This window comes from Actinocrispum wychmicini (assembly GCF_004345645.1).
GTDB classification, from domain to species: Bacteria; Actinomycetota; Actinomycetes; order Mycobacteriales; family Pseudonocardiaceae; genus Kibdelosporangium; species Kibdelosporangium wychmicini.
In genome coordinates, this window is the sequence record NZ_SLWS01000012.1 from 392,119 (window position 1) to 405,324 (window position 13,206).

The 13,206-nt window shown below is 68.6% G+C and carries 12 protein-coding genes; 7 read left to right on the top strand and 5 right to left on the bottom strand.

Annotated features, from left to right (window positions below; translation table 11 throughout):
• Positions 1-3 precede the first annotated feature (3 nt).
• The gene (locus tag EV192_RS43250) at positions 4-1,647 is read left to right on the top strand and encodes a DUF349 domain-containing protein (protein WP_341770985.1); all 1,644 of its coding nucleotides are present in this window, start codon (positions 4-6) and stop codon (positions 1,645-1,647) included.
• Between the two features lie 54 nt (positions 1,648-1,701).
• Here the strand turns inward: EV192_RS43250 and EV192_RS43255 are convergent, their stop codons facing one another.
• The 3 genes from EV192_RS43255 to miaB form a co-directional block, all read right to left on the bottom strand.
• Entirely contained in the window at positions 1,702-3,741 is a 2,040-nt protein-coding gene (locus tag EV192_RS43255; RefSeq protein ID WP_243727433.1) for a M6 family metalloprotease domain-containing protein, read from the bottom strand.
• A 120-nt stretch (positions 3,742-3,861) separates the two neighbouring features.
• Complete coding sequence (locus tag EV192_RS43260) at positions 3,862-4,347, bottom strand: Rv2732c family membrane protein (protein WP_132124534.1); 486 nt, start codon at positions 4,345-4,347, stop codon at positions 3,862-3,864.
• Positions 4,347-5,813: a tRNA (N6-isopentenyl adenosine(37)-C2)-methylthiotransferase MiaB gene (gene miaB / locus EV192_RS43265; protein ID WP_207926661.1), complete on the bottom strand. Its 1,467-nt coding sequence runs from the start codon at positions 5,811-5,813 to the stop codon at positions 4,347-4,349. Before miaB ends, EV192_RS43260 begins: the two co-directional genes overlap by 1 nt.
• Positions 5,814-5,880: 67 nt before the next feature.
• Here miaB and EV192_RS43270 point away from each other — a divergent pair, with 67 nt between their 5' ends.
• Positions 5,881-6,813, top strand: coding sequence for a TAXI family TRAP transporter solute-binding subunit (locus tag EV192_RS43270; RefSeq protein ID WP_243727434.1), 933 nt, complete (start codon positions 5,881-5,883; stop codon positions 6,811-6,813).
• Here the strand turns inward: EV192_RS43270 and EV192_RS43275 are convergent.
• Positions 6,810-8,198 carry a sensor histidine kinase gene (locus EV192_RS43275; RefSeq protein WP_132124535.1) on the bottom strand — a complete coding sequence of 463 codons (1,389 nt, stop codon included), beginning with the start codon at positions 8,196-8,198 and terminating at the stop codon, positions 6,810-6,812. The genes EV192_RS43270 and EV192_RS43275 overlap by 4 nt on opposite strands.
• 4 nt (positions 8,199-8,202) lie before the next feature.
• Positions 8,203-8,868 carry a response regulator transcription factor gene (locus tag EV192_RS43280; RefSeq protein WP_132124536.1) on the bottom strand — a complete coding sequence of 222 codons (666 nt, stop codon included), beginning with the start codon at positions 8,866-8,868 and terminating at the stop codon, positions 8,203-8,205.
• Between the two features lie 158 nt (positions 8,869-9,026).
• Between EV192_RS43280 and EV192_RS43285 the strand changes: the two genes are divergently transcribed.
• The 5 genes from EV192_RS43285 (at position 9,027) to EV192_RS43305 (ending at position 13,171) form a co-directional block, all read left to right on the top strand.
• Positions 9,027-9,755, top strand: a complete 729-nt coding sequence (locus EV192_RS43285; RefSeq protein WP_132124595.1) for an amino acid ABC transporter ATP-binding protein — start codon at positions 9,027-9,029, stop codon at positions 9,753-9,755.
• A 51-nt stretch (positions 9,756-9,806) separates the two neighbouring features.
• Entirely contained in the window at positions 9,807-10,688 is an 882-nt protein-coding gene (locus tag EV192_RS43290) for a glutamate ABC transporter substrate-binding protein (protein ID WP_132124537.1), read from the top strand.
• Between the two features lie 70 nt (positions 10,689-10,758).
• Positions 10,759-11,436: an amino acid ABC transporter permease gene (locus EV192_RS43295; RefSeq protein ID WP_132124538.1), complete on the top strand. Its 678-nt coding sequence runs from the start codon at positions 10,759-10,761 to the stop codon at positions 11,434-11,436.
• Positions 11,433-12,347 (top strand): amino acid ABC transporter permease, encoded by a 915-nt coding sequence (locus EV192_RS43300; protein ID WP_132124539.1) that lies wholly within the window; start codon positions 11,433-11,435, stop codon positions 12,345-12,347. Before EV192_RS43295 ends, EV192_RS43300 begins: the two co-directional genes overlap by 4 nt.
• A gap of 389 nt (positions 12,348-12,736) precedes the next feature.
• Entirely contained in the window at positions 12,737-13,171 is a 435-nt protein-coding gene (locus tag EV192_RS43305) for an XRE family transcriptional regulator (protein WP_132124540.1), read from the top strand.
• Positions 13,172-13,206 lie beyond the last annotated feature (35 nt).

Here is a 13,206-nt window from a genome sequence, read left to right on the forward strand (position 1 = left end):
TGAATGCGCGCGGAACAAGTCGCCGACGCGACTGATTCCACGTTGCCAGGCCCCGGCGACGGGGCGCCCGTGGGAGGCGCGGGCACGCAGTTCGAGGAGGAGCCGGCGATGACGGACAGGGAAGCAACCCCGAGCACGCCCGAGGACCTGCTCGCGGGGTCGAGCGTCGATACCGAGGACCCGCACGCGGAGTCGAGCGTCAGCACCGAGGAGCAGGTGACCGAGGTGGTCGTGGCCGCCGAGGGCGACACCACGGCGAACGGGGCCGTCGCCGAGACCACCGCAGCGACCGAAGCCATCGAGGCCGCGGCGCAGCCGGTCGACGAGCAGACCGAACCGCCCGCGGCAGAGCCCGTCGACGAGCAGACCGAAGCACCCGCGGCGGAGCCGGCCTTCGACCTGCTCAAGCCCCCCGCGCCGGTCCCGGTGGCGTCCACCGACCCGAGCCGGTGGGGCCGGGTCGACGCCGAGGGCATGGTCTTCGTGACCACCGCGGCGGGCGAACGGGCGGTCGGTTCGTGGCAGGCGGGGGAACCGGAGGAGGGCCTTTCGCACTACGCCCGCCGGTTCGACGACATCCGGACCGAGGTGGAGCTGCTCGAAGCCCGGATCGTGTCCGGCGCCGGCGACCCGAAGCAGTCGCTGACCAGCGCGAAGCACATCAAGGAGTCGCTGGTGGACGCGGCCGTGGTCGGTGACCTGGCCGCGCTGCGCGCCCGCGTGGAGTACGTGCTGGCGCACGCCAAGCAGGCGATCGAGGCGGCCAAGCAGGCCAGGGAGGCGGCGCGGGCCGGCTCCGTGGCCCGCAAGCAGGAGCTGGCCGAGGAGGCCGAGAAGATCGCGGCCGAGTCGACCCAGTGGAAGCACGCGGGCGACCGGCTGCGCACGATCCTGGACGAGTGGAAGACCATCCGGGGTGTCGACCGCAAGACCGACGAGCAGCTCTGGCGCCGGTTCTCCAAGGCCAGGGACACGTTCAACCGGCGGCGCGGCTCGCACTTCGCCGACCTGGACCGGCAGCGATCCACCGCGAAGGCCCGCAAGCAGGAGCTGGTGGACGAGGCCGAGCAGCTGGCCGAGTCGGACGACTGGGGCGTCACCGCCGGCCGCTACAAGCAGCTGATGACCGAGTGGAAGGCGGCGGGCCGGGCCCCGAAGGACTCGGACGACGCGCTGTGGCAGCGGTTCCGCGCGGCGCAGGACAAGTTCTTCGCGCGCCGGTCGTCGGCGTTCAACGAACGGGACGCGGAGTTCACCGACAACGCCAAGGCCAAGGAGGACCTGCTGGCCGAGGCCGAGAAGATCAACACGTCGGACCTGGACTCGGCGCGGGCGCAGCTGCACCGGATCCAGGAACGCTGGGAGGCCATCGGCAAGGTCCCGCGCGAGCGGGTGCGTGACCTGGAGGGCAAGCTGCGGGCGATCGAGGACCGCGTCCGGCAGGCCGCCGACCAGCAGTGGCGCCGGACCGACCCGGAGGCCCAGGCCCGCGCGGCCCAGTTCCGCGAGCGGGTCGAGGAGTTCGAGTCGAAGGCCGCCAAGGCCCGCGCCGCCGGCGACAACCGCCGCGCGGAGCAGGCCGAGGCCCAGGCGGCCCAGTGGCGGGAGTGGCTGGCCGCGGCCGAGCAGGCCGTCGCCACCCGCTGACCACGTTCGACGGCCCCCTCTAACACTGTTAGAGGGGGCCGTGGGGTCAGTGGGTCAGAACGGGAACGGCACGGTGTTGAACATCGACAGCTGACAGGTCGCCGTCGACGTCGCCGACGCCTTGCTCTCCGACTTCGCGGTGAGCGTGACCGTCGCGGCGAACGAGCCGGTCTGCGAGCGCACCACGTTCACCGGGACGGTCACCGTGGCGCCGTCCTTGGCGGTCGCGAGCTGCGACGGCAGCTGCACCGACCAGCCTGTGCCGGCCACCGTCGCGGACAGCCGGTAGACGTCCGAGTTGACGTACGCCGACACGTCCTCCGGGTGGCCGTTGGTGAACGGCTTGACCTGGCCGGTGTTCGTCAGCGGGAACTGGCAGGTCGCCACCTCCGCCGGCACCCGGCCGCTCGGGGTCCCCCGGCCGAGGGAGACACCGCGGGTGTGCGGGCCGGCGCCGTCCAGCGACCGGACGGCGAGCTTGTACGACAGCACGCCCTTGGCGTCCCGGTTGGCGTCGATGATGTAGAACTGCAGCCGGTTCGCGGTGTCGGTGTACTCGAACTGGCTGCCCGAGCCCGTTCCGGCGTGGAACAGCGCGTCCGCCAGCTGGCGGTAGTCGCCGATGGTCATGTACTGCGGTGTCCCGTCCGGACGGACGAAGTCGACGGTGTGGATGTCCTCCGGGTGGGCGTCGACCGTCCAGACGAACGGCGCCGCGTCCTGGTTCCTCGTCTTGGAGAGCATCACGCCCGAGTCCGGGGTGAACGAGTCCGCGCCCTGCCGGTCGATCACCTCGACGGTGTAGTTGTTGTAGCCGCCGCCGTCGCACAGCGGGTCGGTCTGCGTGTTGCACTTGGCTTCGCGGTCCGCGTTCATCGTGATGTTCGCGCCGACCAGCCCGGTCCGACCGGCCGGGGCCATCGGGGTCTCCCGCGAGGTCACCTGCAGCACGACCAGACCCGAGGTCGTCAACGCCTCACGGGACAGCCGCAACACGTTCGCCTCGTCGACGATGCCGAGCTTCATCTTGTCCCGCAACGTGTGTTCGACACCGACCGCGCCGCCCTGGGTGGCCGGGATGTAGTAACGGGTGTGCGGTCCGCCCGGTCCGTTGAACGTGCCGCGGTCAAGCATGCTCCACGGTCCGGCGCCCGCGCGCCGAGCCGGTGTGCTGTACGGGTTGTTGTAGTTGTCGCCGATGCCGAAGACGTGGCTCAGCTCATGGGAGAACGTGCCGAGGCCGGAACTTTCCGCCTGGGTGGTGGTGTTGCCGCTGGCGTTCGGCCAGTGGTTGGCCGCCGCCGCCCACGACGTCCATGGCACGTAACGGGTCTTGGCGCACCGCGGCTGGGTGGGGTCCGGCGGACCGAACTCGGCCGGGATGTGGTCGCAGTCGGTGAACTTCATCGGGCCGAACTCCTGCCACGTGGAGGATTCGTCGTTGCCCGCGGTCTGGTAGAAGATCACGTCGTACTTCGACGCGATGTCCTGCCCCTGCTCGGCCCGCCACAACGCGCTGATGTCCGTGCGCAGGTCGCGGCTGCAGTTGTCACCGGCCGGGCAGCTGCCGTTGGCGCCCCACTCGTTCAGCCCGTACTCGTGTTTCTTGCCCGGCACCCGATACACGCCGAACGCGTCCAGGTTGACGCCGATCCGGCCGTTCGAGTCCTCCATCCAGTAGCCGTGCATGGTCCGGCCGTGGTTGATCGCCTGCGGCTTGTTCAGGAAGTCGCGGTAGAACCCGGGAACCTGGCTGCGGTCCAGGCCGAGGGCCAGCCGCGGGTTGCCGTAGATGTCGCTGCCGGGCTGGCGGGTGATGCCGAACTGCTCGTTCGGGAAGTCGGCGGTGACCAGGGCGGCCCTGATGGTGCGGGCCGAGCCCTTGCGGTTCGGGTCGGCCCAGTTGATGTCCGGGACATCGCGCTGGTCGTCCCACGTCATGTGGTCGGGGTTCTCCCAGTTCTGCGGGTCCACCGGGGCGAGGACCTGCTGCTTGGTCGGCCACGGCCAGTGTCTTGGGCGGGCGGTGGCCGGCGCCGACGCGAGAGCGAGGACCACACCGACCGCGGTTGTTAACGAAAGCAAACGTCTCATCGACGGTGACATGACATTCCCTTCGGGGATCAGGGAAAGAACAGCCCTGCGCGATGAGGCTATGCGCGTACGACGATATGGATCAGGGCCGAAAGTCGGCTGATCCGGTGAATTACGGCGTTACTGTTGCGCCGCTTCGGATGCGAGCACCCGCGGGTCCGGCCGGGACCACGCGGTCCGGAACCAGCACACCGCGATGACGACCATCGCGACCTCGCTGATGATCAGGCCGACGCCCGGCGAGCCCTCCGACGACTGCCGCGACCAGATCGCCAGAACCCCGTCCACACAGGCGAACCAGCCGCCCAACGCGCAGATCCACGTCATCCCCCACCGGCGGGTGATCAACGCGATCATCGACGCCAGCACGCCGAACCCGGCCGACGTCCCCGCGAACAGCCGGGGCACCATGCCCGCCCGACCCTCGACCCGGCCGAGCAGCACCTCCCAGCCGCTGTCGCCGTGCAGCCACGGCAACACCAGGCCGACCAGGAGCGCCATGACCGCGACCGAGATGACGATCGCGCGGCCGCCGAGGTCGACCGTGCGGACCGCTTTGCGCTCCACCTCGTCGATCTGGTCCTTGAGGTGATCGATGTCCGCCATCAGACCGCGCACCCTTCGTCGCTCGTGCTGACCGCCGGGGGTGCGCCGAACCCTGGCAGACCCAAGCTTATCCCGTTCGTCTTCGGCCGAACTCCAGCTTCGGTGTGGTCGCCGGCCGTGGTCCGCCGATGGTCGACGAGCGGGCCGTCGGCGAGCAAGTGGTGCGGCGCCGCGTACGTGACCGTCGCCCGCACGATGTCGCCTGGCCGCACTTTGTTGTCGCCGGTCGCGAAGTGCACAAGCCGGCCGTCGCGGCCGCGGCCGCTCATCCGGTCCGTGGCCGTGTCCTTGCGGCCCTCGCCGCTGGACACCAGGACCTCCACCGTCTGGCCGACCAAGCGCTTGTTGAGGTCCCAGGAGATCTGCTCCTGCAACGCGACAAGCCGGTCGTAGCGCTCCTGCACGACCTGCTTGGGCACCTGGTCGGCCATGTCCGCGGCCGGGGTGCCGGGGCGCTTGGAGTACTGGAACGTGAACGCCTGCGAGAACTGGGCGGCCCGGACGACGTCCAGGGTCCCCTGGAAGTCCGCCTCGGTCTCGCCGGGGAAGCCGACGATGATGTCGGTGGTGATGGCCGCGTCCGGCATGGCCGCGCGGACCTTCTCGATGATGCCCAGGTACCGCTCGGACCGATACGACCGGCGCATCGCCCTGAGCACCTGGTCGGAGCCGGACTGCAGCGGCATGTGCAGCTGGTGGCACACGTTCGGGGTCTCGGCCATCGCGGCGATCACGTCGTCGGTGAAGTCCTTGGGGTGCGGCGAGGTGAACCGGACCCGCTCCAGCCCGTCGACGTCCCCGCAGGACCGCAGCAGCTTGCCGAACGCCAGCCGGTCACCGAACTCCACGCCGTAGGAGTTGACGTTCTGGCCGAGCAGCGTCACCTCCAGCACACCCTCGGCCACCAGCGCGTGGACCTCGGCGAGGATCTCCCCCGGCCGGCGGTCCTTCTCCTTGCCGCGCAGCGCGGGCACGATGCAGAACGTGCACGTGTTGTTGCAGCCGACCGAGATCGACACCCAGCCGGAGTAGGCGGAGTCGCGCCGGGCGGGCAGCGACGACGGGAAGACCTCGAGCGACTCCAGGATCTCGACCTGGGCCTCGGCGTTGTGCCGGGCCCGGTCCAGCAGCGTGGGCAGCGAGCCGAGGTTGTGGGTGCCGAACACCACGTCCACCCACGGCGCCCGCTTGACGATCTCGCCCTTGTCCTTCTGCGCGAGGCAGCCGCCGACCGCGATCTGCATGCCCGGGTGCGCCTTCTTGGCCGGCAGCAGGTGCCCGAGGTTGCCGTACAGCTTGTTGTCCGCGTTCTCCCGGACCGCGCAGGTGTTGAGCACCATCAGGTCAGGGGTGTCGTCACCGGCCGCGACGACGTAGCCGGCCTCCTCGAGCATGCCGGCGAGCCGCTCGGAGTCGTGCACGTTCATCTGGCAACCGAACGTGCGGATCTGATAGCTGCGGGTCACACTGGCTCCTCGAAAAACGGGCTTCGCGGTACCCAGGGTAGGCCCCCGGTCTGGCACCATCGTCAGCGTGTCACGCAAACTCGCGGCGCTGTCGGCCATGGTGCTGCTGCTCGCGGCCTGCACCAACCCGACAGCCGGCCTGCGCCTGACCATCGCGACCGGGTTCGAGAGCGGCGTCTACTACGCGCTCGGCTCCGCGCTGGCCAACGAGTGGTCGGCCCAGACCGGCATCGAGAAGCCGGTCGTGCTGAAGACGAACGGCTCGGCCGACAACCTCAAGCGGCTGCGGACCGGCGAGGCCAACGTGGCGATCAGCGCCGCCGACGTGGCCAAGGACCAGCTCAACGACTTCACCGTGCACAAGCCGCGGGCGCTCGCCCGGATCTACGACGACTACCTGCACATCGCGGTCCGCGCGGACTCGTCGATCCAGCACGTCAGCGACCTGCGCGGCAAGCGGGTGGCGATCGGCGCGCCGAGCTCCGGGGTCGAGGTGATCGCCAACCGGGTACTGGACATGGCCGGCGTGGCCGCGGGCCCGAATCCGCCCGTGGTCACCCACCTCACCCTGGCCGCCTCGGCCGACCAGCTGCAGAAAGGGAACATCGACGCGTTCTTCTGGTCCGGCGGCCTGCCCACCAAGGAGATCAGGCAGCTGGCGACCGCGATGCCGCTGCGTCTGGTCGACATGAACGACGTGATGCCCCGGATCCGCGAGAAGTACAGCTACTACAGCGCCGCCACGATCCCGGTCACGACCTATGCGCTGGCCGACCCCACCCCGGTGAACACCCTGATCGTGCCCAACCTGCTGCTGGTCACCGACGACATGTCGGCGGACGCGGCGAAGGTGCTCACCCAGGGCGTCTTCGAGGCCCAGCCGAAGCTGGCGAAGGTGAACACCGCCGCGAACTCCATCGACCAGCGCTCGGCGATCGAGACCCGCCCGGTCCCCCTGCACGAAGGCGCGCTGCAGTACTACCGGGAGATCAAGATCTAGGCGGCCGGGAGGTCGACCGTCACCCGGAGGCCGCCGCCGTCGGGCAGGTCCAGCCGCACCGAGCCGCCGGCCCGTTCGGCGAGCCGGCGCACGATCGACAGGCCCAGGCCGGAGCCGGTGACGTTCTGGTGCACACCGCTGCGCCAGAACCGGTCCGTCGCCCGTTCGAGCTCCTCCGGGCGCAGCCCCGGGCCGTGGTCGCGGACCGTGATCCGGACCCGGCTGTCCTGTGTGGACACGTCGACCGCGACGGTGGTCTCCTCGGCGGTGAACTTCAACGCATTGTCCAGCAAGGCGTCCAGCATCGTCTCGACGCTCCGGGGCGGGGCCAGGGCGGTCACGGGCGGGGTGGGCGCGGTCAGCACCAGCGAGACGTGCCGGGAGTCGGCCACCGCCTCCCAGTCGGTCATCCGTTGGGACACCGTGGCGATCGCGTCGATCGGGACGAGCTCGCCGCCCAGGCCCTCCGAGCGGGCCATGGACAGCAGGTCGTCGACGATCTGGTTGAGCCGGTCGGTCTCCGCCATCGCCGCCGCGTGGTGCTCGGCCTCCTCGGCGTCGACGTGCCCTTCCAGGTTGCCCAGCCGTAACCGCAGCGCCGTCAACGGGTTGCGCAGCTGGTGGGAGGCGTCGGCGACGAAGGCGCGTTGCGCGGCAAGGGTGTCGCTCACGCTGGCCGCCATCTGGTCGAACGAACGGCTCAGGTGCCGCAGCTCGGACGGGCCGTGGCCGTCGTCGACCGCGGGCACCGGCTGGCCGCGCACCACCGCCGCCACCAGGCTGCCGGTCGCCTCGTCCAGCCGGCGGACCGGACGCAGGGTCCACGCCACGACCGGCCACGCCACCAGGACGGCAAGGCCCAGCGCGAGCAGCCCGCCGACGACGATGATCACCCACCAGAGCAGCACCCGCCCGCGGGCCCGCGAGGTCGGCGACACCGTCACCACCGCGCCGCGCACCTCGCCGTCGGCCAGCACCGGCTCGGCGATCACCAGGTCGCCGCCGTCCCACGGCATCAGCAGGGTGTCCGACTCGGGGCGCTTGCCGCCCAGCGCGCTGTCCAGTTGGTCGGCGTGGTCGGCGGCACGGAACGGCGGCCGGTCCTCCGGGCCGGAGCTGGCGATGATCTTGCGGTTCTGGTCGAACACGACCGTGTCGATCGAGTACACGTCGTGGTAACCGGCCAGCTGGTCGGACAGGGCGGTCGGCTGGTTCTCCAGCAGCGGCCGCTGGGCCAGCGAGGCGTACCGGCTGGTGTCGGTCAGCCGGTCCAGGAACAGCAGTTGCTGCTCGCGGGACGCCACGGACAGCGCCAGTGGCACCCCGAGGCCGACCACCAGCAGCGCGACCAGGGAGATGACGATCCCGAGGACTCGGACACGCATGCCGTCACTCCGGCCGACCGGACAGCCGGTACCCGACCCCGCGCACGGTCTCCACCAGGTCCGGGCGGCCCAGCTTGGTCCGCAGGGTGGCCAGGTGGACGTCCAGCGAACGGTTCTCGGCGGCGCCGTTGCGGCCCCACACCTCGGACAGCACCTGCTCGCGGCGGACCACCTCGCCGCGCGCGACCATGATCATCGACAGCACCTGGAACTCCTTGCGGGACAGGTTCACCGGTTCGCCATCCACTCTGACCTCATGCCGGCCGATGTCCAGGGTCACGCCCCGGAACGTGACCGGCTCGCCCTGCGTGCCCTTGTCGCCGCTGCGCCGGCGGACCGCGTGCACCCGGGCCACCAGCTCGCCGACGTCGTACGGCTTGACCAGGTAGTCGTCCGCGCCGGCCTGCAGGGCCTGGATCCGGTCGTCCACCTCGCCGCGGGCGGACACGACGATCACCGCCACGTCGCTCACCGCACGGATCTGACGACACAGCGTCATCCCGTCGATGTCGGGCAGACCCAGGTCCAACAGGATGACGTCGACCTCCCCGACGAGGTCGAGCACCCCGCGTCCGGCGGCCAGCCGCCGGACCGCCAGACCGCGCTTGACCAGGGCCGGGACCAGCGCGTGCGCCACCCGGTCGTCGTCCTCCACAAGGAGCACCCGCACGCGTGTCCCTCCGCATATGTCGTGACCATGTGACAGAGTTGAGACCCTAAGTGTTGCTCAAGGTCGCTGGACTGTCGCCAGGCGAGCCCCCTAGGTTTCCGCCAACGCACGTGTCCCTTCTGGGAGGATTCATGACCGAAGCCGCCACCGTCGTGCCGATGATCCGGATGCACGCGGTCAACAAGCACTTCGGGCCGTTGCACGTCCTGAAGGACGTCACGCTGGAGGTCCCCAGGGGCGAAGTCGTCGTCGTGCTCGGCCCGTCCGGATCCGGCAAGTCGACCCTGTGCCGGTCCATCAACCGACTCGAACCGATCGACAACGGGGTGATCGAGATCGACGGCCGGCCGCTGCCCGCCGAGGGCAAGGACCTTGCCCGGCTGCGCGCGGACGTGGGCATGGTGTTCCAGTCGTTCAACCTCTTCGCGCACAAGACCATCGTGGAGAACGTGCTGCTCGCGCCGGTCAAGGTGCGCAGGGTGGCGAAGGACGAGGCCCGCCGGACCGGCATGGAACTGCTGGAACGCGTCGGCATCGCCAACCAGGCGGAGAAGTACCCGGCGCAGCTGTCCGGCGGGCAGCAGCAGCGCGCCGCGATCGCCCGGGCGCTCGCGATGCGCCCCAAAGTGATGCTGTTCGACGAGCCGACGTCCGCTTTGGACCCCGAAATGGTCCAGGAAGTACTGGACGTGATGACCAACCTCGCCAAGGAGGGCATGACCATGCTCGTCGTGACCCATGAGATGGGTTTCGCGCGCCGGGCAGCCGATCGGGTGATTTTCATGTCCGACGGCGAGGTCGTGGAGGACTCCACTCCGGACGCCTTCTTCACCGCGCCGAAATCCAACCGGGCAAAAGACTTCCTTGGCAAGATCCTCACCCACTGAGCTCCCCGCACTGTGGTGTGCTCCCGTACGTGAAATTGGAAGGAACGTTTGATGCGATTCAGTCGCACTGTGCGTGCCGGCGTCGTGGTGACGGCGCTGGCTCTCGCCGTCACCGCCTGCGGCGGGAAGAAGAACGACACCGGAACAGGCTCAGGCACCAGTGGCACGACCAGCGGTGGTTCCGGCCTGGTCGCCAAGGCCAAGAACGACAAGAAGCTGGTCGTCGGGATCAAGTTCGACCAGCCCGGCCTCGGCCTGAAGACGCCGGACGGCAAGTACACCGGGTTCGACGTCGACGTGGCCACGTATGTGGCCAAGCAGCTCGGCGTGGACGCGGCCAACATCACCTGGAAAGAGGCGCAGTCCGCGGAGCGCGAGAACCTGATCAAGAAGGGCGAGGTCGACTTCATCGTCGCCACCTACTCGATCACCGACAAGCGCAAGAACGACGTGAGCTTCGCCGGCCCATACTACGTGGCACACCAGGACCTGCTGGTGAAGTCGTCCAACAACGACATCACCGGTCCGGAGTCGCTGAACAACAACAAGAAGCTCTGCTCGGTCAAGGGCTCGACGCCCGCCCAGAACGTCCAGACCAAGTACGCCAACAAGGTGCAGCTGCAGGAGTTCGGCAAGTACTCCGACTGCATCACCCCGCTGCTCAACGGCGCCCTTGACGCCATGACCACCGACGACATCATCCTCGCCGGCTACGCCGCCCAGCACTCCGGCCAGCTCAAGCTGGTGGGCAAGGGTTTCACCGACGAAAAGTACGGCATCGGCCTGAAGAAGGGCGACACCGAGGGCCAGGCCGCCATCAACAAGGCGATCACCGACATGCAGTCCAGCGGCGAGTGGAAGAAGGCGCTCGAGGCCGCCATGGGAACGTCGTACAAGATCCCGTCGCCGCCGGAGATCACCGAGAAGTCGTAGACGTGCCGTAACCCGATCCCGGGGGCACCCACGGGTGCCCCCGGTCGTCTTCGCCGGCAAAGGAGCTCGGGTGGACTTTCTCAGCAACTACGACTTGCTCGGAGCGTTCTGGACCACGATCAAGCTGGTCTTCTACTCGGCCATCGGCTCGTTGATCTGGGGAACGATCTTGGCCGCCATGCGGGTCAGCCCCATCCCAATCATGCGCGGCTTCGGCACGGTCTACGTCAACATCTTCCGCAACACCCCGCTGACCGTGCTGCTGTTGTTCACATCCGTCGGCCTCTCGTACACGCTGGGCGTGCAGCTGTCCGCGCCGGACTCACCGACGTCGTTGGCGGACAACTCCTTCCGGCTGGCGCTTATGGGCTTCATCGCCTACACGTCGACGTTCGTCTGCGAGTCGATGCGTTCGGGCATCAACGCGGTGCCGACCGGCCAGGCCGAGGCGGCCCGCGCGCTGGGCCTTTCGTTCAACCAGGTGCTGCGGATCATCGTGCTGCCGCAGGCGTTCCGTTCGGTACTCGCTCCGCTGACAAGCGTGCTCATCGCCCTGATCAAGAACACTACGGTCGCGGCCGTCATCGGCGTCCCCGAAGCCGCCCTGCTGATGTCCAAGATGGTGGAGAACGAGTCCGACAGCCTGTTGCTGGTGTTCCTGGTCTTCGCCGTCGGGTTCGTGATCCTGACCCTGCCCCTCGGCCTGTTCCTCGGCCGGGTCGCCAAGAAACTCGAGGTCAAGCGATGAGCGCCGCAACGACGCTGCTGTACGACGCGCCAGGGCCAAGGGCGAAGAGGCGCAACGCGGTCATCACCACGCTGTTCGTCGTCCTGCTGCTGTACGTCGTCTATCTCGTCTACAGTGGATTCGACGAGAAGGGGCAGTGGGCGGGCGCGCTGTGGAAGCCGTTCATCACGTGGTCCACATGGGACCAGTTCCTGATTCCCGGCCTGCTGAACACGCTCAAGGCGGCCGCGATCTCGATCGTGATCGCGCTGCCTGTCGGCGCGCTGCTCGGCGTCGGACGGCTGTCGCGGCACCCATGGGTGCGGATCCCGGCAGGCGCGGTCGTGGAGTTCTTCCGGGCCATCCCGGTCCTGCTGATGATGGTGTTCGGGGCCGAGCTGTACTCGATCTACACCGACATCGACGCGGACGTCCGGCCGCTGTTCGCCGCTGTCACCGGACTGGTCCTGTACAACGCCTCCGTGCTGGCCGAGGTGTTCCGGGCAGGCATCAACGCGCTGCCCACGGGACAGACCGAAGCCGCACACGCGCTGGGCATGCGCAAGACACAGGTCATGGTCAGTGTGTTGCTGCCGCAGGCGGTCACGCTGATGCTGCCGGCAATCGTCAGCCAGCTCGTGGTGGCGTTGAAAGACACTGCCCTCGCCGGCCAGCTCACCGTGGGCTACACGGAGTTGATCAGGACGTCCGGCGGCATCACCGGCAACTTCGCCAACACCATCCCGACCTTGATCGTGGTGGCCATCCTGTACATCCTGATGAACCTGCTGCTCTCCACGCTGGCATCCGCGATGGAACGGCGCCTGTCCCGCCGGCGAAACCGGCCGGCGCGGGGCGTCAAGGCGGACAAGATCGAACCCGTCCTGGTCCACATCGGTACGGACGCGGACACCGGCCGGGCTGATGGTTAGGCCGTTCTTCTCCGTCACAACTGCTTTGGCCCGCCTTGTCCCGGCAAGGCGGGCCCAAGGCGTGTTCCTGTCATGAAGGACGCCGATCCGGGCGGCGGGAGCACATCGGCACCCCCAGTGACCGGCTGACCTACCCCGCCGGCCCGGCGCGTCGTGATGTGCGAGCCGGCCCACGCCACACCCCTGCAACGCGGGCCCAGCTCGCACCGGTTCCCGACCCGACTGTTCACCTTTTTGAACGACTCCACTCTTTCGTCCCGACCCACGGATGTCAAGTAAGATGACCCCCCACTGGGAACAGGACTGGACACGGTGACACCCTTCCGTTCAGATTGGTGAACGTAAGACGGATACTCCGACCTGAGGGGGCAGGAGTGAGTAATGGCCCGATGATCGGCCGTGATGCGCTGTCGGCGAAACTCGACGCGCTGATTCAGGAGCACTACGCCGGCCGCAAAGTTCCGGGCACCGCGGCGATCGCGAAGGAAATTCGGGAACAGACGGGTTTTCGGATCTCCACCGGAACCCTGCACAAACTCCGCACCGGCCAGACCGAGGTGCCCACCGGTTCCCGACTGGAGGCGCTGGCCGCGTTCTTCGGCCGGCCAATGGCCTATTTTCTGGACCATGAGGCGAGCACCGACGACATGAATCTCGCGGTCGCTCTGCGCGACAAGGGAGTGCGCGCGATCGCGCTGCGGTCCGCTGACCTGTCGGAAAAGAGTCAGAAGGCCATTCTGGACATGATCGACCGGGCCAGGGAGATAGAACGGATTGATTCTCCGGTTAATGATCGTCTGGACGCCCCCGCGGAAGACGACTAGTTTTTCCCTCGTGCCCCCCGGTAGACCCGAACGAT